Source organism: Flavobacterium sp. RHBU_24 (assembly GCF_046613695.1).
Classification (GTDB): domain Bacteria; phylum Bacteroidota; class Bacteroidia; order Flavobacteriales; family Flavobacteriaceae; genus Flavobacterium.
Map to the genome: position 1 here is coordinate 175981 of NZ_JBKJHD010000003.1, position 20633 is coordinate 196613.

Genomic DNA, 20633 nt, shown 5'->3' on the forward strand with positions numbered 1-20633 from the left:
CAATGCAACGCGACGAACAAATTTTTGACTTAATCCTTGAAGAACAGGACAGGCAAATACACGGCCTTGAGCTTATAGCATCTGAAAACTTTGTAAGCGACCAGGTAATGGAAGCCGCTGGCAGTGTGCTGACTAACAAATATGCCGAAGGCTATCCGGGTAAAAGATATTACGGCGGCTGCGAAGTGGTAGATGTTATAGAGCAAATTGCCATAGACAGGGCAAAAGCGCTTTTTGGCGCCGAGTATGCCAATGTGCAGCCGCACAGCGGCTCGCAGGCTAATGCTTCTGTTTTTCATGCATGCCTTAAACCTGGCGATAAAATACTGGGTTTCGACCTTTCGCACGGCGGGCACCTTACGCACGGTTCGCCCGTAAACTTTTCGGGCCGTTTATACAATCCCGTGTTTTATGGGGTAGAGAAGGAGACGGGCCGTTTAAACTACGATAAGATACAGGAAATAGCAACAGCTGAAAAGCCACAGCTTATTATTGCAGGCGCTTCGGCATACAGCCGCGATATGGATTTTGCACGTTTCCGTGAAATAGCAGACAGCGTGGGCGCTATACTGCTTGCAGATATATCACACCCCGCCGGGCTTATCGCCAAAGGCTTAATGAACGACCCTATACCACACTGCCATATAGTAACCACCACTACCCACAAAACCCTGCGCGGGCCAAGGGGAGGGCTTATACTTATGGGTAAGGATTTTGAGAACCCATGGGGCCACAAAACGCCTAAAGGCGAAATCAGGATGATGTCGGCATTGCTTGACCTTGCGGTTTTCCCGGGTAACCAGGGCGGGCCGTTAGAGCATATTATAGCTGCTAAAGCCGTTGCCTTTGGCGAAGCGTTAAGCGATGAGTTCTTTACCTACGCAAGGCAGCTGCAAAAGAATGCCAAAGTTATGGCCGAGGCCTTTGTAAAGCGCGGCTACAATATTATTAGCGGCGGTACCGATAACCACATGATGCTTATCGACCTGCGCAACAAAGGCATTAGCGGTAAAGAAGCAGAAAACGCCCTTGTAAAAGCAGAGATAACGGTTAACAAAAATATGGTTCCGTTTGATGATAAAAGCCCGTTTGTAACATCAGGAATTAGGGTGGGTACAGCGGCAATTACCACCCGCGGCCTCGTGGAGGCAGATATGGAAACCATTGTTGCCTTTATAGACCGTGTAATAACCAACCATACCAATGAGGGCGTTATTGATGAAGTAGCAGAAGCGGTAAACGAAATGATGAGCGAGAGGCCGATATTTGTTTTTTGATAATAGTATTAAAAAAATAAACACAACCCCTTAAGTTCCTTAGCTTAAGGGGTTTTTAGTTATTATGCCATGGATTTATTAGAAAAAATTAAAAACGCGATAATACGTTTTTACCCGCTTGACGAACAGGCGTGGGAAATACTGGAACCTAACCTTGTTGTAAAACACTGTAAAAAAGGAGACTTGCTGGTAAAAGAAGGCGATATTGAAGACCGTATATTTTTTCTGGGCAGCGGGGTATCGCGTAATTACTTTTTGCGGAATGATAAGGAATTTACCATAGACTTTCATTTTGAGGGCGATTTTGTTACCGGCTTTTATTCCCTTATAACCGGCGCGCCCAGCATACTTACCGTAGAGCTTTTAACCGATGCCGTTATAGTTGTTTTTCCATACGGCTTAATAACATCGTTATATGATCTATCGGCAAAAGCGGCAAACTTTGGAAGGCTCATTGCCGAAAGGCAGTATGTGGTGCGGCTGCTTAAAGAAATGGACCTCATGTCGCTCACTGCCGAAGAGCGCTATGCAAAACTGGTTGACTCCAGGCCGGGGCTGGTAGAAAAAATATCAGTAAAGCATATTTCATCCTACCTGGGCATCCACCCGGAGAGCCTGAGCCGCATACGTAAGAAATTTTTATAAACTGACATACATCATTTTTTAAAATGTTCAAATTAACCACTTTTGCAGGCGGAACGCAACCTCTCATACATGAAACCTCTTATAGTGTTACTGGCTGTATTTTTTATAGCCCTTATAACAAGCTTTATCCTGTACGCTAACTGGAATTTTTCATTCAGTGGCAGGCTGGCGTTAGCGGTTATGCTGTTGTTTACCGCGTTTGGCCATTTTAAATTCCCGGAGGGCATGGTGCTGATGATGCCCGATTTTATCCCCGCAAAAAAAGCACTGGTGTATGTAACAGGGATAATGGAGATAGCTTTTGCAGTTACTATTATGATACCGGAAACCAGGTATATGGCCGGAATAGGCTTACTTATTTTCTTAATACTAATATTTCCCGCAAATATTCATGCTTCATTTAACACTGTAAATATAGAAGAAGCAAACTACAACGGCCCGGGCCTTAAATACCTTTGGTTCCGTATACCGTTCCAGCTGCTGCTGCTGTTGTGGGTATGGATTTTTTGCCTTTTAGCACATATATAATGGGGTAGGTAACCAACAGCGTTAGGGCTTTAAACAAGAGATTTAACAGGTTAAAAACCCTTATAAAAAGCGAAGACCCGAGGGTGGAAGCCCCTGGGTCTTACCATTACCAACCCATAACATGGTTAATAATGAGCTGCAAAAGTAGGGTACAGGTTTACAATTTCCTAACGTAGGAGGATATTATTTGTAAATAATTTACGTTTGGTTGATATACAATGGCTTAAAACAATCTTTTTTTAATAGATGAATAAATCCAAAGTAAAACTGCTGCGGTAAGCATTGCGAAAAGTATATCTATAGTAAGGTTACCATAATCAGTATGCTGTAAATCTTCATAACGGATATCCTGGTCCATACCGGAACCTATTTCATAGTACGTGAGCGGAAATCCATAGGTAAGGCTACCGTCAACAGGCAATCCATTTTGGTAAGAATATAATTTGCCGAGCCAAAAAATAAGTGTGGTAAGCAGGCCGAATGCTAAGATATTTTTTAAAATTCTTTTTTTCACGTCGCTTATTTTATAACAATTTCATACTTGGTAAGTAAGCCTTTAAGCCCGGCTTCAGAAAAAACAGCCTTTTTTATCTTATTTTTTTCAGGGTCTATGGTAAAATTATAGCTGGTGCTAAAATCGGTTTTGTTAGCAACAGTATCGGTAAAAACACTTTTATGAAGGTTGCAGTTATTAAACATCACGCCGGTAATATCAGCATTCATAAAATCGGCCGCTACAATGCTGCAATTCTCAAAAATTGTATTTCGGAACTTCAGCGTATAAAATTTAGCATAATCAAGCGTACAGTCTTTAAAGCTAAATTTAAACAATAGCGTATCAATCATAGAAAAGTTTACATTGCTAAAATCGCACCCGGTAAACTGCACATCACGCAGTGAAACGTAATTTATTTTTGCCCGCGCAAAACTGCAATACATAAACACACAGTCTATGAATGCCACGCCAGTAAAGTCGCTGGCAGTAAAATCGCAGTCTTCAAAAGTACAGCGCTCAAAATCATGATACATAATTTCCTTCTCAAAGAAAATATTACCGGAATACTGTTTATCAATTTTATACGACATAGAAAATTTAATAGTTTATTACACCTTTTCTTAATAATTTAGCTCCTAAACACGTTTTGTTAATGGCCCAAAACTACAATTTTAACCAGCTTTATTTTGAGTACCGGGCTTTAGTGTACAGCCTGGCACTGCATTATGTGCAAAATGTAGAAGACGCTGAGGAAATTACCCAGGACGTGTTTGTAAAGGTATATCAAAGTATACACACTTTTAAAAATAATGCATCGGTAAAAACCTGGATATACCGTATAACCGTTAATGCTTCGCTTGATTTAATCACGAAAAAGAAAAGTAAAAAGCGTTTTTTTATCTTTGGTAAAAGGGAGACATATGATAACAGATACACTAAAGTAGCTGATTTTGAGTACCCCGGCGTTGCCCTTGAACATAAAGAGCAGTCTGCCATACTGTTTGGTGTGATCAACACACTGCCGGAAAACCAGCGCACCGCATTTCTGCTTTCTAAGCTTGAGGGGCTAAGCAACCCGGAAGTTTCACAAATAATGCAGCTTAGTGTCGGTGCCGTTGAATCTCTTTTAGTACGTGCTAAAAAATCGCTTAAAGAAAAACTTGCTGAAAAATTTGAAGTAAACCACAGGAAAAAATGATATAAACAGTCTAATGTATATGGAAAAGGATAAATGGATAGAAGACGTGCTTAACAGCACACAAAATATGGGTAGGGTAACGCCCCGGGAAAGCTTGCTGGAAGCCATTGAACATAAAGCACGTGCCGAAAAAAAAGACGCAAAAACAGTGTGGATGGTAGCGGCATCAGTAGCAGTACTCTTAGCTGTAAATGTGGCAGTAATAGGTTACTACAGTCAAAATTATGATATACAGACAGTTACAGAAGATAAGGATAACCCTTTTATAAGCAATAATCAGTTGTATTAAATAAGCAATTATGAGAAAGACAACTTTATTGGCAACTGCTGTAATTATAATGATGGTATTAAACTGCTTACTGCTGTTTCTGCTGTATTATACGCCTGCAAAATTGCAGCCGGGTTTGCCGCGCACTGAGCCTAAGTATATAATAATTGATAGGTTAGAATTTACCCCGCAGCAGGTTTTAAAATATGAAGAACTTATAAAAGGCCACCGAAGGAGTATAAACCATCTTGATTTTGAAATAAGAACCACTAAAAAAGAACTGTACAGCCTGTTATCTAAAAACGAAAAACAGCGCGAAAGAGATAGCCTTATTGAAATAATAAACGGTTACCAAAAAGAGATAGAGTATGTTCATTTTAAACATTTTAAAGATATAAAAATGCTTTGCACGGATAAACAGAAGGTACTTTTTGAGCAGTTATTGCCGGATTTGTCACGCCTTTTTAGCCCAAGGCCACCAATGCCGCCCGGCCTAAATGGACAGCCGGAAGAGAGGCCGTAATTTTTTTATATGCAGCGCAGGAATTTTTCTTTTTGTACGTCTAAACCTTATATAACCAAAAAGATATAATATGAAGTTGCGCTATTTACTATTCGCCGTGTCCACTGCCGGTCTTATCAGTTGTAATAATGACGAAAGCCAGGAGTACGTTCCGGTAGACCCTTACGCGAACATTAAGGCTACCTTTGGCAATGCCATAGACCCCGATAACCTTGCTAATTATGAAGCACAGGCCATTCCCGCATATATAACAAGGGATAATACGGCCGGGAACCCGGTTACAGATAAAGGCGCAATGCTTGGCCGGGTATTGTTTTATGATAAAAATTTATCGGCAAATAACACGGTTTCGTGCGCAAGCTGCCACAATCAGGCTAATGCGTTTAGCGATGCTAAAATTGCCAGCGAAGGTATAAACGGCACCACAGAACGGCATGCTATGAGGCTGGTAAACGAACGCTTTGGTACAGAGCAAAAGTTTTTTTGGGATGAGCGTGCGGCAACGCTTGAACTGCAAACCACTATGCCCGTAAAAAACCACGGGGAAATGGGGTTTAGCGGAGAAAATGGCGACGCTTCATTTAGTAACCTTCTAGATAAACTAAGCGAAATAGGCTATTATAAAGAATTGTTTTCGTTTGTTTATGGTTCGGAAGAAATTACCGAGGCAAAGATACAGTCATGCCTGGCACAGTTTATAAGGAGTATACAATCGTTTGATTCTAAATATGATGCAGGTCGCGCAGCAGCACCCAACGATGGCGCTCCGTTTGCAAATTTTACACAACAGGAAAATGCGGGTAAACAGCTCTTTATGGCACCGCCCGTTTTTGATGCATCCGGAAACAGGACAGCCGGGGGCTTAGGCTGCGCCGGCTGTCATAAAGCGCCGGAGTTTGATATAGACCCCAATTCGCTCAATAACGGTGTAATAACAAAGCTGGGCGTTGCAGGGTTTGATATTTTAAATACGCGTTCGCCAAGCCTGAGGAATGCTTTAAAACCCGACGGATCGTCAAACGGGACGTTTATGCATACGGGAGAATTTAATTCAATTGAAGCTGTTTTAGGCCATTATAATGTAATTAATGTATCGGCTGTAAATACAAACCTTGATCCGCGATTAAATCCTACAGGAAATGGAGTGCACTTAAACCTGACACAGGCCGAAATAAATTCGGTTACCGCATTTATAAAAACGTTGTCAGGCAGCAACGTTTATACAGATGTAAAATGGTCCGATCCATTTTGATAACTACTTATCATAAATACCTGGTAGGCAATATTAAGCGACACGATAAGTAATTAGTTTAATGAAGTCTTTGATGTAATTATTATAAAACAGCGTCCTTTAGTGGCGCTGTTATACAAATATTATTATAATGACACATAATTTACATTATGTAAAATAAAACATAGTAAAAAATAAAGCCACAGTATTACCTATGGCCCTAATAATTATTTTACTGAAAACGGTATCTCTACATATTCCCATGCCAGTGTTACATCTTTCTTGCCTACTTTATAAACAAGGCTTTCTGCTAGTTCTTCAGCTTTTTTAGTTTTTACGGTAACGCGCAGCGCGTCTTTAGCAACATCATATTTATAAGCGCCCCATTGTTTTGCCTCAGTATTAAATATTAAAGTTGCGGTACCATCTTTTTCAGGAATTACAAAAAAAGCGTATGTACCGGCTGCTAATTCTTTGCCTTCAACTTTAATAGCTTTGCTGGTTTCAAACGTTGTGGCATCATTAGCGCCTGCGCGCCATACCTGGCCGTAAGGTACAAGTTCGCCCCATACGGTACGGCCTTTTACAAATGGGCTGCTGTATTTAATAGTAATGTTTGCACCATTAATGGTCCCTTTTGCTTCTGCCGGCGGGCTGGCCGGTTTCTTGTCCTGGGCTGAGGCAAGATTAACTGAAAAAGCCATTACAAATAGTATAGCCGCTTTGGTAATAAATTTCATTGTATAAGTTTTTATTGTTCGACGTAAAGTTAATGACAAAGGTTGAGTTTTTAAAATTTTAACAAACCTTTATTAATCTCCCACTAAGTATTTTTTTCAGTTATCTGATAAAAAATCAGTATTTTTAGCCTTAAAATTTAAGGTTTCATGAAAAACCCCGTGGCACAAGGCGTTGCCGATTTTTTAAAATATTTCCCTCCTTTCAGCAGCCTCTCAACTGTTGATTTGCTGCATGTTGCACATGCTTCAAAACTGCTGTACCTTGATAAGAACCAGACGCTGTTTAAAGGAGGCGAGGCAGTCCATGCCCATTTTTATGTGGTAAAAAGCGGTGCTGTAGGTTTATCGCTAACCTCTGATGCTGAAGAAACACTGATTGATAAATGCGATGAGGGCGATATCCTAGGGCTACGGCCTTTTTTTGCTAAAAATGACTACCTTATGACTGCGCGCGCGCGCGAAGAGGCCGTGCTTTATGCTATACCCATTTCGGTTTTTGAGCCTTATATCGCTGCTAACAGGCAGGTTTTAAACTTTATGCTCGAAAGTTTTGCCTCACAAACACGTAACCCCCTTGATAAGGAACGCAGCGGCCGCCTGCTTTCCGAAAATACCATTTATAACGACCAGGAGGTTGACCTGCAGTATTTCCAGCCGCTTAAGTACAACCGGACCCCTATTACGGCAAACCCTGACGATGTACTGATGTATATTGCAAAAACAATGGCCAACAGTGCTATTGGCAGTGTAATTATTCAAAAAGATACGCTCCCGGTGGGTATAATTACCGATAAGGACCTGAGGTCTAAAATTGCTACCGGCCTCTTCCCTATTACTGCCCTTGCCGAAGATGTAATGTCGGCCCCGGTTATTTCGGTACCCGAAAACATTTCGGTTGCCGAAGCACAAATGCTGATGCTTAAGCACAATGTGGGCCACCTGTGTGTAACTAAAGACGGTACCGACAGCACATCGGTAAGTGGTATAATATCAGAGCATGACGTGGTTGCCGCCCAGGCTAATACACCCGGCGTGCTGCTTAAGCAAACGCGCAGGGCCGCTAATAACAAGGAACTTAAGTACGTAAGGGAAAAGCTGACCGACCTTATACAGAATTCGATAGATAAAAACATACCGGTATCGCATATTTCTAACATTGTTGCCGAAATAAACATAGCCCTTGTAAAACGCGCCATAGAACTGGCTGTGGAAAAAATAGGCACCCACCCCCCTGTCCGGTTTGTGTGGATGAACGTGGGCAGCCAGGGCCGTAAAGAGCAACTGCTGCGTACAGACCAGGATAATGCCCTGATATTTGAAGACGTAGCCCCCGAGCAGTATGACGGCGTAAAACGTTATTTTATGGAACTCTCTGAACTCGTAACCGATTCGATGCTTAAAGTAGGCTATGAGCTTTCGCCCCACAATATCGTTGCCCGTAACCCAAAATGGTGCAAATCGTTAACGGACTGGGTTAAGCAATACAATGAGTGGATAAATACCCCCCGTGAAAAGGATATTGAATTGAATACCCTCTTTTTTGACTTTGATTTTATATATGGTTTTCCGGCTATTGAAGATGTAATTATAGACACGGTGCAGCAAAACATAACGCGTAATAAAAAATTCTTTGCGTTCCTTGCTTCAGATACCCTTAAAAACCCGGCGCCGCTTGGTTTTTTCAGGCAGTTTTTGCTGGAAAGCGACGGCGAGCACAAAGACAGCTTTGATATAAAAGCCCGTGCCTTAGAGCCGCTTATAGACGCTGCCCGCCTGTTAGCGCTCAGCCAGGGGCTGGTAACAATTACTAACACCTACCAGCGTTTTAAAAAAATGGCCGAACTGGAACCGCAAAATGCCGACCTCTTTGAAGAATGTGCTGAAGCCTTTAATACACTGCAAAAGTTCCGCACTGAGGAAGGGCTTATAAACGATAGCAATGGCCGGTACCTTAACCTTAACGGGCTTACAAAAACGGATAAGGTAAAGCTTAAAAATTGTTTCCAACCCATAAGCGATATGCACGACCTTATAAAAAACCGCTTTTCATTAACCTATTTAAGTTAAAAATTTATGGCGTTTGAATGGCTTACCGGCAGTACCCCACAGTTCTGGAAAAATTACCTCACGCTGTTTGAATCAGAAAACACGGCGGGGTATAAACGCTATGTTGTTTTTGATATAGAAGCAACGGGCCTCGACTGGAAAAATGACACCATACTATCAATTGGCGCGATAGCGCTACACGATAATGGCATTGCCATAGGCGATTTTTTTATGGTAAGCCTTAATGATAAAAATGCTAAAACAAAGTCAGTTGCCTTAGGCGACAGCCTGGATACCGAAAATGATACTGTTGTTGAAGCGGAAGCCATGATACAGTTCCTCAATTTTGTAAAGGACGCGGTGCTGGTGGGCCATAACGTAAACCTGGATATAGAGATGATAAACCAGGCCTTAAAAAGGCTGGAACTGGGCAGGCTTAAAAATGATGTTATGGATACTAACGTGCTTTTTCAGCGCTGGAGGGGCGTTAGCGAAGAAAACCCCTATACAGTTGATGAAATTTGCGAAGCCCTAAAAATAGAAAAGCCTAACCGCCATACCTCTTGGGGCAATGCGTATACTACGGCGCTGATATTTTTAAAGCTGAAACAGCGCTTAAAAATTTAATTCTCCGGTTGTACTTCGGGCAGCAGGATAAAAAAACGTGTACCTTCTCCCGGTACTGACTCTACATAAATACTGCCATTGTGGTGGTTTACAATACGCTTGCAAATAGCAAGCCCTATGCCTGAGCCACTGTATTCAGACCGGGTATGCAGCCTCTTGAAAACTTCAAATATCTGCTTTTTATATTGGTCTTCAATGCCTATGCCGTTGTCCTGAACCATAATTTTATAATATGCCGAAACCGATGGGTTTTTCACATACAATGAAGCCTCGGCAAAGGTTATCCTTTCCGCTGATATTGTAATAACGGGCTTTTTATCGGCGCTTACAAATTTTAGGGCGTTTCCTGTAAGGTTATAAAAAAGCTGGCTCATCTGTAAGGGCACTGCCTCTATAACAGGCAGGTCTCCAATAATTAATTCTGCCCCTTTTTCTTCAATAAGCAGGTCAAAATCATGGGTTATGTTTTTAACAATGGTTTCCAGGTTCGTACTTACAAAATGTGTATCGGGATTTAACAGCCTTGAGAATTCAAGCAGGTCTTTTATAAGCATCGACATACGGTCTGACGCCTTTACAATCTTGTCAATGGTAAACGCATGGGTGTTTTGTGTATCGCGCTCTTTTAAAAGGTTGCTAAACATAGTTATCTTGCGCAGGGGTTCCTGAAGGTCATGGCTTGCCACATAGGCATACTGTTCCAGCTCCTGGTTAGTGTTGGTTAGCTTTTGGTTAATTTCCTCAAGCTCCAGGTTTGCTTTAAGTAGTGCTTCGGTACGCTCTTTAACTTCATTTTCAAGGGCCTGCTGTATTTTTTTAGATACTGTAATATCCTGGGCAGTACCGCTCATAAGGTAAGGGGTGCCATCGCTGTCAAAAAACGTACGGCCCTGGGCGTGCAGCACACGCTCGGTATTATTTATACGGTTAATTACGGTATATTCCTCATCATAATGACCGTCAGATTCAGGTAACGTCGATTTTTGTACCGCCGCAACTACCCTTTCACGATCTGCAGGGGCTATTACAGCAATTACTTCTTCAAGGCTTACAGGATTGCCGTCCAGGCCAAACCATTCCTGCATCCTTTTAGAGTAGGTAACTTTTCCGGTAACAGGGTTTAGGCTCCACGTGCCCAGGTCGGCAAGTTCTATCGCGCCCCTTAATGATGCTTCTGCCTCGCGCTGTGCTTCCTGTGCCTTTATCGTTTCGGTTACATCTATGGCTATATCCAGAACACCATAGACAGAACCGGTAGCATCATATAAGGGCGAATAGCTTACATTATAATAATTTGTAGTAAGTATCCCGTCCCTCATTATGTCTACCCTCCTGCCGTAGTGGTGTGTTTTAATCCCTTTCTCAAGTACCTCCCGCATTAAACCTATAGAGGGCTGGCCGTGGAGCTCGGGCATCGATTCTAATAATGGCTTACCTATAAATTCTTCCTTAGTGCGGCTTACAAAACGCAAAAATTCGTCGTTTACGATGTCGCCAATTAAATCGTAGCCTTTAAAAACAGCCACAGCCGCCTGAGCGGAATATATAACCGACCTGAATTTCTCTTCGCTCGCCGCAATTTCCCGCATTGCCATAACACGGTCGGTCGCATCAGATGCCAATACAAGTACACCGTTTATAGTACCGGCTTCGTCCCGTAAGGCAGAGTAACTAAAATCAACATACACATCTGTCAACACATTTTCATGCTCCAGTTTTACTAATGCCTCATTTGCCCTGATGGTAACACCGGTAGTATACAACTTGTCAAGCAATTCAATAAATTCCTGGCCTTTAATTTCAGGCAATGCCTCTATTAACGGCAGGCCCATAATCGTTTCATCCTTACCCCATATTTTTAACATAGGATTGTTTGCAACTTTTACAACCATTTCCCGGCCCATCAGCAGGCATATCGCCATAGGGCTTTGCTCGGTAATATCCCTGAACCGCGAGTCGCTTTCAAGCAGTTTCTTTTTGCCAATTACCCTGTCGGTAACGTTAACAGCGGTATTTAATATTGCATATACCTGCCCGTTATTATCAAAAAGTGGCTTATAGGTAAAATCAAAATAATAAGTATCAGGAACGCCGTTAAGCGCAAGGAATACGGGCGCTTCGGTAACATTATATATATCTCCTGTTGTAAAAACGTTGTCGAGTATTTCTAAAAAAGGCTGGCCTTCCAGTTCCGGGATGGCTTCGCCGAGGCGCTTGCCAATTACCTTTTTTGTTTTACCCCAATAGCTTAGCAAAACATCATTAGCCATACCTATTACCAGTTCACGTCCTACATACAGCCCTATTGCTATGGGCGACTCTGCAATGATAGATGATAGTATATCGCGGCTCTGTTCCGGCTGCTCCAGACTTTTATAAAAGGGTTGTACTGTACCGTAAAATATATCGCCATCGGGTGTGGCAACTGCTTTGCCCTTTACCTGTATATAATCGTTGCTGTTTAGAGGCAGGTAGCTACAATTTAATGTGCCGGTAAGCAGTGCTTGCTCTATACAGCGGTTTATGTATTGCTGGCTATCGCCGTCTGTAAAAGCAAAAATTACCGGATAGTGTCCTTCCGCTTCGGGGTAGCAAAAAAGCTTTTGAGACAAATTGTCTAAAATCATTTTTTTTGTACGCACATTAAATTGCCATACACCAATACCTGAAGCCTTTAGGGCAAATTCTGTAGGCGATAGACCCGGGCCGGAAGTATCCATGTTATAGTAAGGTAATAATGTGAGTAAACAAGCCCAACAAATATATTTATTTACAGCTAAATTGCAAGGCAGCTTAATATTGTTATAATACGAATTTAGCTACATAAAATTAATTATATAAATAAATTAACTAAATATTATTAAAAAAGGCGGCACTTACAGGTGCCGCCTTCAGGCTTATATACTATCTTAGGTTATTCTATTCTGTCTTTTTTAATTTCTTCAACAATTTCGGGGTTTAAGAGCGTACTGGTGTCGCCAAAGTTTGAGTAGTCGCCTTCGGCAATTTTGCGAAGTATGCGCCTCATAATTTTTCCCGAACGTGTTTTTGGCAGCCCGCTTACAAACTGTATCTTATCGAGCTTGGCTATGGGGCCTATGTGGCTTGATATGTGCTCGTTAATTTCTTTTACAAGGTTAGTATGGTCGCGCCATGCGCCGGCTTCTTTTAGTATTATAAAGCCATAAAGGGCATTGCCCTTAACATCGTGCGGAAAGCCTACAATAGCCGATTCTGCTACTGATGGGTGCTCGTTAATGGCATCTTCTATAGGCGCGGTGCCCAGGTTGTGGCCTGAAACAATAACAACATCATCTACACGGCCGGTAATGCGGTAGTAGCCCACCTCGTCACGCAGCGCGCCATCTCCGGTAAAATATTTGCCCGGGAAGGTAGAAAAATAAGTGTCTTTAAAGCGCTGGTGGTCGCCCCAGATGGTGCGTGCCATACCCGGCCACGGAAATTTAATGCAAAGGCTACCTACTACCTGGTTGCCCTCTATCTCGTTGCGCTTGTCGTCCATAAGTACCGGCTGTACCCCAGGCAACGGCAGTGTGGCATAGGTAGGTTTGGTAGGCGTTACAAACGGCAGCGGCGATATCATGATGCCACCGGTTTCGGTTTGCCACCATGTATCTACAATGGGCGATTTCTTTTTGCCCACATGGTCGTTATACCAGTGCCATGCTTCCTCGTTTATCGGCTCCCCTACAGATCCTATCACCTTTAACGAGGTAAGGTCGTGCTTGTCTACCCATGCCCAGTCTTCCTTGGCCAGCGAACGTATGGCCGTGGGCGCGGTATAAAACTGGGTAATTTTATGCTTGTCAATAATTTCCCAGAACCGTCCAAAATCAGGATATGACGGTACGCCTTCAAAGATTACTGTAGTAGCGCCATTAAGCAGCGGCCCGTAAAGTATGTAAGAGTGCCCGGTAATCCAGCCTATGTCGGCAGTACACCAGTACACATCATTTTCTTCGTAAGCAAATATATTTTTAAATGTGTAGGCAGTATATACCATATAGCCGGCCGTAGTATGCAGCATGCCTTTTGGTTTACCCGTAGAGCCTGATGTATATAGTATAAACAGCGGGTCTTCAGCATCCATTATGGCGGCTACGTTGTTTGGCTCTTCAGCATCAACAAGGGGTTGTAGCCACTGGTCGCGGCCTTCCTTCATTTGTATATCGGCGTTGGTGCGTTTTACTACCAGTACGTTTTCTATTGTGGGGCAGGTTTTCAGGGCTTCGTCTACAATACCTTTAAGGTCTATGGTTTTATTGCCCCTATAACCTCCGTCTGACGTTATTACCATCCGGCAGCCGCTATCGTTAATACGTGCCGCTACTGCCGACGCCGAAAATCCTGCAAACACTACAGAGTGCACTGCCCCTATACGGGCGCAGGCAAGCACGCTTACAGCAAGCTCCGGAATCATGGGCAGGTAAATGCACACCCTGTCGCCTTTTTTAATGCCCTGGCTGCGCAATACATTTGCCATTTTAGTAACACGATCATACAGCTCATTATAGGTTATATGCTGGGCTTCTTCTTTGGGGTCGTTTGGTTCAAAAAGTATAGCGGTCTTATTGCCGCGCTTTGCAAGGTGGCGGTCAATACAGTTTTTTGTAATATTAACCTTGGCGTTGGTAAACCATTTTACCTCGGCCTCCTGCATATCAAATTCTACAACCTTATCCCATTTTTGGTACCAGGTAAAATTTTCGTCGGCTATACGGTCCCAAAATTTACGGGGTTCCCTAACCGATTTGTTATAGTGCTTAAAGTACTGCTCCAGGTTTTCTACCTTATAATAACTCATTATATGTGTGTGTTTTTAAATGCTATGTAAATATATTAAGGTTTTTTGAGATTTTATTAGCTATACAGTAAAAACTGGCTAATTTCCTGCTAAAAATAATAATGCCTAATAAACAATATTATAAATTTATAAAACCTTTATTTTAACCTAATACGGTTTTATTACGTTGTCACAATTGCAAAGTAAAGCACTATTATTACGATATAAAAAATTTATAACAGCTCTTTTACATCCCAGTGCATTGAAGTATGATACCGCAATTCGCCCTTTAAAACTACCAGTGGCGCGTCAAAATTATTTGTATATAATGCCCCGGTACCCAAGCCTTGTGGCATGGGATTGTTCTTTGTAAACGTATATTGCGCAATAGCGTTAAGCCCTAAATTGCTTTCCAGCGCCGAGGTTATCCACCACCCGATGTTGTATTTTTCGGCAAGCTGTATCCATTCGTTGCTGCCTTTAAATCCGCCTATTAAACTTGGCTTTAAAATGATGTACTGCGGCTGTATTTGTTGAAGCAGCGCTTCCTTGTCGTCATATTCAAAAACACCTATAAGCTCTTCGTCTAAGGCTATGGGCAACGGCGTTTCTAAACAGAGTCGTTGCATAGCGTCCGCTTGTCCTGCCTTTATAGGCTGCTCTATGCTATGTAGTTCAAATTTTGACAGTTGCTCTAATTTATTTAAAGCATCAGTTACAGAAAACGCACCGTTAGCATCTACGCGAATTTCAATTTGTCCGGCAGTAAAATGTTCACGGATAAAGGCTAAAAGCCCAGTTTCTTTCTCAAAATCGATAGCGCCAATTTTCAGCTTTATACAGTTGAACCCCTGCTCGAGTTTTTCCTCTATCTGCTGCTTCATGTAGGCCTCATCACCCATCCACACCAAGCCGTTAATTGGTATCCGGGCCTTCCCTTTTGTAAAGCCCGACGGATATAAAACAAAAGGGTCTTCAGCGGTAAGCGACCTGAAAGCGGTTTCCACCCCAAATTGTATCGACGGGAATTCCTTCAATGCTTCCCACAGGCGCGCCTCACCCAAATGGATGTTGTCACACGCCCATTGCAGCTTTTCTTCATAATCCGGCCGGTCGTCAATGCTGAGCCCACGCAATATGCCACACTCCCCTATCCCCTTTTTACCATTCTCTTCAAGGATGATAAACCAGGTTTCTTTCTCGGTCATAACACCGCGCGACGTACCGCTTGGGCGCTTGAAGTTGAGGATGTATTTTATATAGGAAGCGGCCATCTTTAATTAAGAATTAGAAAGGCCTCTCCCTAACCCTCTCCAAAGGAGAGGGAATAGCTTCACTCAAACCTGTAGTATGCATATAAGCATTTTGGTTTACATCCGAGTGTAGCTTCCCCTCTCCTTTGGACAGGGCTGGGGTGAGGCCAATTTATTAAAGTTCGATAGAAGTTCCTATTTCAAGAAGCGTAATCTTCTTCCCTTTATTTTCAAAAAGCTTTTTAGTCGCTTCATGGTCAATCTTAATATAGCCAAACGTATCATAGTGGTAGCCTAGCACATTATCGCACTCCACAAAATCAGAAGCAATAACGGCATCCTCGGCATCCATGGTAAAGTTAGACCCAATAGGCAGGATGGCAAGGTCCAGTTTGGTGCGTAACGGAATCAGTTTCATGTCATACGTAAGCGCAGTATCGCCGGCAATGTAAATGTTTTTATCAGCTTCGATAACAAAACCGCCCTGGTTGCCGCCATAACTCCCATCGGGGAACTGGCTTGAATGTATGGCATTTACATATTTTACCTTCCCAAAGTCAAACTGCCAGCTGCCGCCGTGGTTCATGGGGTGCGATTTAAAGCCTTTTTTCTCATAGTACCCCGCAATCTCTGCGTTAGATACTATGGTTGCACCCGTATTTTCGGCTATGGCATCCACGTCGAGCACATGGTCGCCGTGCGCATGGGTAAGCAGTATATAATCGGCCTTAAGGTCTTCAATTTTTATGTGCGAAGCAAGTTCATTAGCGGTAATATACGGGTCAACAATAATGTGTTTTCCGTTAACTTCAATGCCCAGGCTGGCGTGTCCGTAAAAAGTAATTTTCATAGTTTTTGGTTTATTTGTTATGCGGTAATTCGGTTATTCGATGATGGTGAAAATTCGTAATTTGTAATCCCCAATTTACAATTTAAAATAGCTTTACAGTTGCAACGCGATGCACAGCAGTACCGATAAGAAAAATGTCCCAAGCGCCACTTTCTTCAATTCAGGGTCAAGGTCGCGCGGTACGGTATTTTTAGCTACGGTTTTAAGGTGGATGAAAAACGGTATGTAAGCGATTAAAAAAATATACTGCACGGGCCTGAAATGGCTAAGCACTGCAAAAGCCAGCGTAAGCGCCAGTGCAAGGCAGATAACCGTATAGTGGTAGGTCTTGGCGGCCTTAGCCCCCATTTTTACAACAATGGTATTTTTACCGCTCATGGTATCGCTTACCACATCGCGCATGTTATTAAGGTTGAGTACCGCCACACTAAGCAGCCCAACAGATATGGCAGGGAGTATTACCAGCATATCTACTTTTTGTGCAAACAAAAAATAACAGCCTATAACACTCACCAACCCAAAGAATATAAAGACGAATACATCGCCCAATCCCCTGTAACCATAAGCATTACTGCCAACGGTATATTTTATGGCAGCCGCTACAGCCGATAATCCTAATACAAAAAAGAACACCGAATAACCAAAATTTTCCCTGCCAAATGACACATATATAAGCACCACGGCAGCAATTAAAGTAAGTACCGATGTGATTATTATTCCCTTTTTCATGGCCGGTATGGTAATCGCACCCTTTTGAATGGCACGCTGCGGCCCTATACGGTGCTCGTTGTCAGTGCCTTTAACACCGTCGCCGTAGTCATTCGCAAAATTAGAAAGTACCTGCAAGCCCAGCGTGGTAACCAGCGCCAGTGCGAGTATTGCCCAGTTGATATATCCTTGGGAAAATGCATAAAAACTGCCCACCAGTATCCCCGATACCGATAGCGGCAGTGTGCGTAAACGTGCGGCCTCAAGCCATGCCTTTGCGTTCATTACTATTTTTTGTTGTTTATAGTTTATTGTTTTGAGTTCATAGTTACGTGTTGCCACTCAACCGAATTTTTCAATCTTCAATCTAAAAATCACATCCACCCCTGCTGACTCGCTTCTACCCGGTACAGCCAGTAATTAGCCAGTTTTTTCAGTTGTGTAAAGTTAGCCAATCCGAAGCTAACCGCCCCGCCTGCGGTGTAAATTTTTATGGTACCCACATCGCCCATTTTTTGCCAGAAAAACTGGTGCAATGCAATACCCTGTATTTTATGAGGTGCCACAAACGTAGTATCAACATCCCAGGCGCCACGCTGGTATATGACAAATTCCGGCGAAATAAAAAGCCTGTTGTTTCGAAACCCAAAGTATATCAGTATGCCTACAAACAACACGTATACCGGCAGCACCGGCCACATTTCGGCAGTTTCGGGTGAGAGCAAAACGTAACAGTAAAATAAGCCTACAGGAATAAGTATCTTTTTAAACACCTGGAATATCAGCTTCCTGAAATTTGGCTTTACCGCAAAACCACGCTGCGGGACTTCGCCCAGCAAAAAAGTCAGCAGTGCGTTCTTTTCGGCTTCGTTTACCCCGGGAATTTCCATCGCCATTTTTTGGCGTTCGCGGCTGTGTTCCACGTCCGATGCCTGGCTGATCTTAAGGTCGTTAATATCGAATTTCTTCTGGAAAAAATTACGCCCCACCGTTACGGTTTGCACCTTTTCCGGACGGATAATGGTATTCCGGGTATTGATTAACCCGTGAGAAAGCAGTAAGGAGTTGCCCTGTTTGGTTACTTTAAAGTCATAAAAGCGCAAAACCGTCCTGCCCAGGTTAACAAGTAATGTAAGCACCAAAATAAGCAATACTATAAATGCTATAAACCGCAGTAAAAATGCGGTATTAAAATAGTTGTCTATAAATCCGCTATCGGTACCGGTATAGGTAAAATAATCGTCAAGGTGCTGGAAAGTAGATAGGAAAAACGCCAGCAGTATACCAAAACTGCGTATATAATTGCTGGTAATACCCGTTTTTAAGAGGCTCATAAGGCTTACCCTGATAAACGGCGGACGGTCGCGGTTTTCGGTAAACTCTTCAGAAATAGTATTGTTTTGTAAACCTTCTTCCAGCAGGCGTTCTTTAAGGGCAATGGCATAGGTTTGGGTAATGGCCTTAATGGCAACTTCGGTTTTAGAGCTACCGGCGGTATCTACCTCAAGGGCGTGTACTTTTAGTAACTTTTGCACGAGGTTCTGGCTGATGTTTACCTGCTGTATTTTATTAAGGGGGATAGCAATGCGGGTTTTGCTCAATATGCCTTTCCGTACCACAAATTCCCCGTTTTCTTCATCAATAAAAAAAGTAAAATTGCGAAATTTAAGATAACCTGTTATCACTGCAAAAACAAGGGCAGCCGCGGCTACCATGCCAAAATACATCTTGCTCTTGTCGCCTTTTAAAAGCGTGATGATAAGTATAGGGAATAATGCCCGTGCCGTACTTTGCAACGAATCGGCCGACATAACGAGTATACCCAGGAGCGATTGCCGTTGCGGCCGGCTAAAATCATACTTCATCAGCAGGGTTGTTTTCTACGGGCGTTTCATTACCGGAAATGTCCTCAGCGGGATCAAACTCGTGGACTTTATTTTCCTCGTTAGCCTTATTTTCTATTTTGCCAATAAGAAGTTGCTTTATAGCAATGGCGTGTATTTTTTCTAGCCCGGGAATGGTAATGTCGCCGCCCGAGCCTCCCGCGGTAAAAATCTCCACCGATGCGAGGCCCAGCCAGCGCGCTATAAGGCTTTCATGCTCTGCCACGTGCTGGACACGGCTGTAGGGAATAATGCTTGTGGTAGTGCCAATGGCGCCGGTGCGGTAAATAACATCGTGCGTACGAAATGCAAAGCCCTTATTACGGAAACTGATATAATACAGCAAACCCGTAGCTACGAGCAGACCAGCATAACCCAGCGTTATATACAGCCAGTATGAGCGAAGTTCTTCAATAAAATAAAAACCGAACCCGGCCCCTACAGCGATAAAGCCAAAAACAAGCGCGATATTTAGCCCTATAATATACAGGTATGACGGATGCAGCGGCGTAAGTTCGGCATCCTCATATTGAGGTAAGGCTAGCGTATCTATAGTTTCGTTGCTGAAATCTTCCATTTAGTTGTCGGTTGTTAGTTGTTGGTTGTCGGCCTTACTAAGATAGTTATATGAAATTGCATTCATCAGGTTTAATCCGTGAGTGAAGCTTCCAATAACCAGCAACCAACAACCATCAACCATTAAGGTATCCACTTAATATCCCTGAAGTTAGGCTTCCTCTTTTCAAGGAATGCATCACGCCCTTCCTTGGCCTCATCAGTCATATAGGTAAGGCGGGTGGCCTCACCGGCAAATACCTGCTGGCCCACCATTCCGTCGTCAGTAAGGTTAAAGGCAAACTTAAGCATTTTTATAGAGGTAGGCGATTTATCAAGTATTTCCTGTGCCCATTGGTAGGCCGTAGCCTCAAGTTCGTCGTGTGGGATAACGGCGTTTACCATCCCCATTTCATAAGCGTCCTGCGCGGTGTAGTTGCGTCCCAGAAAGAAAATTTCGCGGGCACGCTTCTGCCCTACCATTTTGGCAAGGTACGCCGAACCATAACCACCGTCGAAGCTGGTAACATCAGCATCAGTCTGTTTAAAAATAGCATGCTCTTTACTGGCCAATGTAAGGTCGCACACCACGTGCAGGCTGTGCCCCCCGCCCACTGCCCAGCCCGGTACCACGGCAATAACCACCTTTGGCATAAACCGGATAAGGCGCTGCACCTCAAGTATGTTCAGCCGGTGCATGCCGTCTTCGCCCACATAGCCCTGGTGGCCTCGGGCTTTCTGGTCGCCGCCGCTGCAAAATGAATACACGCCGTCTTTACTTGACGGGCCTTCGGCGCTAAGCAGCACAACACCTATTGAAGTATCTTCCTGTGCATCATAAAACGCCTGGTATAATTCGGATGTGGTCTTAGGGCGGAAAGCATTACGCACATCGGGCCTGTTAAAGGCGATGCGGGCTACGCCGTTGCTTTTTTTATAGGTTATATCTTCAAACTCCCTTACGGTCTGCCAGTTAATTTCACTCATCTTTATTGTACTAT

At 43.1% G+C, this 20633-nt stretch carries 20 protein-coding genes; 9 read left to right on the top strand and 11 right to left on the bottom strand.

Going from position 1 to position 20633, the window contains the following annotated elements; translation table 11 throughout:
* The first annotated feature begins 2 nt into the window (after positions 1-2).
* The 3 genes from glyA (at position 3) to ACLI09_RS05275 (ending at position 2450) form a co-directional block, all read left to right on the top strand.
* The gene (gene glyA / locus ACLI09_RS05265) at positions 3-1277 is read left to right on the top strand and encodes a serine hydroxymethyltransferase (protein ID WP_411418550.1); all 1275 of its coding nucleotides are present in this window, start codon (positions 3-5) and stop codon (positions 1275-1277) included.
* A gap of 69 nt (positions 1278-1346) precedes the next feature.
* The gene (locus ACLI09_RS05270; protein ID WP_411418551.1) at positions 1347-1922 is read left to right on the top strand and encodes a Crp/Fnr family transcriptional regulator; all 576 of its coding nucleotides are present in this window, start codon (positions 1347-1349) and stop codon (positions 1920-1922) included.
* 69 nt (positions 1923-1991) lie between these two features.
* Positions 1992-2450, top strand: a complete 459-nt coding sequence (locus tag ACLI09_RS05275; protein WP_411418552.1) for a hypothetical protein — start codon at positions 1992-1994, stop codon at positions 2448-2450.
* A gap of 223 nt (positions 2451-2673) precedes the next feature.
* Here the strand turns inward: ACLI09_RS05275 and ACLI09_RS05280 are convergent, their stop codons facing one another.
* Both ACLI09_RS05280 and ACLI09_RS05285 read right to left on the bottom strand, forming a co-directional pair.
* A complete protein-coding gene (locus ACLI09_RS05280; RefSeq protein ID WP_411418553.1) occupies positions 2674-2964 on the bottom strand; it encodes a hypothetical protein in 291 nt (96 codons plus the stop codon).
* A gap of 5 nt (positions 2965-2969) precedes the next feature.
* The gene (locus tag ACLI09_RS05285; RefSeq protein ID WP_411418554.1) at positions 2970-3536 is read right to left on the bottom strand and encodes a pentapeptide repeat-containing protein; all 567 of its coding nucleotides are present in this window, start codon (positions 3534-3536) and stop codon (positions 2970-2972) included.
* A 62-nt stretch (positions 3537-3598) separates the two neighbouring features.
* On the opposite strand from ACLI09_RS05285, the gene ACLI09_RS05290 reads away from it, so the two are divergent.
* From ACLI09_RS05290 to ACLI09_RS05305, 4 genes are all read left to right on the top strand, one after another.
* Entirely contained in the window at positions 3599-4144 is a 546-nt protein-coding gene (locus ACLI09_RS05290) for an RNA polymerase sigma factor (RefSeq protein ID WP_411418555.1), read from the top strand.
* A 19-nt stretch (positions 4145-4163) separates the two neighbouring features.
* On the top strand, positions 4164-4433 hold the full coding sequence (locus ACLI09_RS05295) for a hypothetical protein (protein WP_411418556.1): 270 nt from the start codon (positions 4164-4166) through the stop codon (positions 4431-4433).
* Between the two features lie 10 nt (positions 4434-4443).
* Entirely contained in the window at positions 4444-4935 is a 492-nt protein-coding gene (locus ACLI09_RS05300) for a hypothetical protein (RefSeq protein WP_411418557.1), read from the top strand.
* Between the two features lie 70 nt (positions 4936-5005).
* Positions 5006-6187: a cytochrome-c peroxidase gene (locus tag ACLI09_RS05305; protein ID WP_411418558.1), complete on the top strand. Its 1182-nt coding sequence runs from the start codon at positions 5006-5008 to the stop codon at positions 6185-6187.
* Positions 6188-6393: 206 nt separating this feature from the next.
* Here the strand turns inward: ACLI09_RS05305 and ACLI09_RS05310 are convergent, their stop codons facing one another.
* Complete coding sequence (locus ACLI09_RS05310; protein WP_411418559.1) at positions 6394-6906, bottom strand: DUF2911 domain-containing protein; 513 nt, start codon at positions 6904-6906, stop codon at positions 6394-6396.
* A gap of 147 nt (positions 6907-7053) precedes the next feature.
* Between ACLI09_RS05310 and ACLI09_RS05315 the strand changes: the two genes are divergently transcribed.
* Positions 7054-8973 carry a DUF294 nucleotidyltransferase-like domain-containing protein gene (locus ACLI09_RS05315; protein WP_411418560.1) on the top strand — a complete coding sequence of 640 codons (1920 nt, stop codon included), beginning with the start codon at positions 7054-7056 and terminating at the stop codon, positions 8971-8973.
* A gap of 6 nt (positions 8974-8979) precedes the next feature.
* Positions 8980-9579 (top strand): PolC-type DNA polymerase III, encoded by a 600-nt coding sequence (locus ACLI09_RS05320; RefSeq protein ID WP_411418561.1) that lies wholly within the window; start codon positions 8980-8982, stop codon positions 9577-9579.
* Here ACLI09_RS05320 and ACLI09_RS05325 read toward each other — a convergent pair.
* The 8 genes from ACLI09_RS05325 to ACLI09_RS05360 form a co-directional block, all read right to left on the bottom strand.
* The gene (locus ACLI09_RS05325; RefSeq protein WP_411418562.1) at positions 9576-12299 is read right to left on the bottom strand and encodes a PAS domain-containing protein; all 2724 of its coding nucleotides are present in this window, start codon (positions 12297-12299) and stop codon (positions 9576-9578) included. The two genes, ACLI09_RS05320 and ACLI09_RS05325, sit on opposite strands and share 4 nt — an antisense overlap.
* A 194-nt stretch (positions 12300-12493) precedes the next feature.
* Positions 12494-14404: an acetate--CoA ligase gene (gene acs, locus ACLI09_RS05330; protein WP_411418563.1), complete on the bottom strand. Its 1911-nt coding sequence runs from the start codon at positions 14402-14404 to the stop codon at positions 12494-12496.
* Positions 14405-14616: 212 nt separating this feature from the next.
* Positions 14617-15657 (bottom strand): o-succinylbenzoate synthase, encoded by a 1041-nt coding sequence (locus ACLI09_RS05335; protein ID WP_411418564.1) that lies wholly within the window; start codon positions 15655-15657, stop codon positions 14617-14619.
* Positions 15658-15811: 154 nt separating this feature from the next.
* A complete protein-coding gene (locus ACLI09_RS05340) occupies positions 15812-16486 on the bottom strand; it encodes a metal-dependent hydrolase (protein WP_411418565.1) in 675 nt (224 codons plus the stop codon).
* Positions 16487-16579: 93 nt separating this feature from the next.
* On the bottom strand, positions 16580-17479 hold the full coding sequence (menA, locus tag ACLI09_RS05345; protein WP_411418566.1) for a 1,4-dihydroxy-2-naphthoate octaprenyltransferase: 900 nt from the start codon (positions 17477-17479) through the stop codon (positions 16580-16582).
* A gap of 89 nt (positions 17480-17568) precedes the next feature.
* A complete protein-coding gene (locus ACLI09_RS05350; protein ID WP_411418567.1) occupies positions 17569-19059 on the bottom strand; it encodes a PH domain-containing protein in 1491 nt (496 codons plus the stop codon).
* On the bottom strand, positions 19049-19654 hold the full coding sequence (locus tag ACLI09_RS05355; protein ID WP_411418568.1) for a PH domain-containing protein: 606 nt from the start codon (positions 19652-19654) through the stop codon (positions 19049-19051). The genes ACLI09_RS05350 and ACLI09_RS05355 overlap by 11 nt, the downstream gene beginning before the upstream one ends.
* A gap of 122 nt (positions 19655-19776) precedes the next feature.
* Positions 19777-20619 carry a 1,4-dihydroxy-2-naphthoyl-CoA synthase gene (locus ACLI09_RS05360; protein ID WP_411418569.1) on the bottom strand — a complete coding sequence of 281 codons (843 nt, stop codon included), beginning with the start codon at positions 20617-20619 and terminating at the stop codon, positions 19777-19779.
* Between the last annotated feature and the right edge of the window lie 14 nt (positions 20620-20633).

Bases quoted from the DNA above. Each gene is read 5' to 3' on its own strand.
- glyA (WP_411418550.1), top strand. From the start codon at position 3: ATGCAACGCGACGAACAAATTTTTGACTTAATCCTTGAAGAACAGGAC.
- ACLI09_RS05270 (WP_411418551.1), top strand. From the start codon at position 1,347: ATGGATTTATTAGAAAAAATTAAAAACGCGATAATACGTTTTTACCCG.
- ACLI09_RS05275 (WP_411418552.1), top strand. From the start codon at position 1,992: ATGAAACCTCTTATAGTGTTACTGGCTGTATTTTTTATAGCCCTTATA.
- ACLI09_RS05285 (WP_411418554.1), bottom strand. From the start codon at position 3,536: ATGTCGTATAAAATTGATAAACAGTATTCCGGTAATATTTTCTTTGAG.
- ACLI09_RS05290 (WP_411418555.1), top strand. From the start codon at position 3,599: ATGGCCCAAAACTACAATTTTAACCAGCTTTATTTTGAGTACCGGGCT.
- ACLI09_RS05295 (WP_411418556.1), top strand. From the start codon at position 4,164: ATGGAAAAGGATAAATGGATAGAAGACGTGCTTAACAGCACACAAAAT.
- ACLI09_RS05300 (WP_411418557.1), top strand. From the start codon at position 4,444: ATGAGAAAGACAACTTTATTGGCAACTGCTGTAATTATAATGATGGTA.
- ACLI09_RS05305 (WP_411418558.1), top strand. From the start codon at position 5,006: ATGAAGTTGCGCTATTTACTATTCGCCGTGTCCACTGCCGGTCTTATC.
- ACLI09_RS05310 (WP_411418559.1), bottom strand. From the start codon at position 6,906: ATGAAATTTATTACCAAAGCGGCTATACTATTTGTAATGGCTTTTTCA.
- ACLI09_RS05315 (WP_411418560.1), top strand. From the start codon at position 7,054: ATGAAAAACCCCGTGGCACAAGGCGTTGCCGATTTTTTAAAATATTTC.
- ACLI09_RS05320 (WP_411418561.1), top strand. From the start codon at position 8,980: ATGGCGTTTGAATGGCTTACCGGCAGTACCCCACAGTTCTGGAAAAAT.
- ACLI09_RS05325 (WP_411418562.1), bottom strand. From the start codon at position 12,299: ATGGATACTTCCGGCCCGGGTCTATCGCCTACAGAATTTGCCCTAAAG.
- acs (WP_411418563.1), bottom strand. From the start codon at position 14,404: ATGAGTTATTATAAGGTAGAAAACCTGGAGCAGTACTTTAAGCACTAT.
- ACLI09_RS05335 (WP_411418564.1), bottom strand. From the start codon at position 15,657: ATGGCCGCTTCCTATATAAAATACATCCTCAACTTCAAGCGCCCAAGC.
- ACLI09_RS05340 (WP_411418565.1), bottom strand. From the start codon at position 16,486: ATGAAAATTACTTTTTACGGACACGCCAGCCTGGGCATTGAAGTTAAC.
- menA (WP_411418566.1), bottom strand. From the start codon at position 17,479: ATGAACGCAAAGGCATGGCTTGAGGCCGCACGTTTACGCACACTGCCG.
- ACLI09_RS05350 (WP_411418567.1), bottom strand. From the start codon at position 19,059: ATGAAGTATGATTTTAGCCGGCCGCAACGGCAATCGCTCCTGGGTATA.
- ACLI09_RS05355 (WP_411418568.1), bottom strand. From the start codon at position 19,654: ATGGAAGATTTCAGCAACGAAACTATAGATACGCTAGCCTTACCTCAA.
- ACLI09_RS05360 (WP_411418569.1), bottom strand. From the start codon at position 20,619: ATGAGTGAAATTAACTGGCAGACCGTAAGGGAGTTTGAAGATATAACC.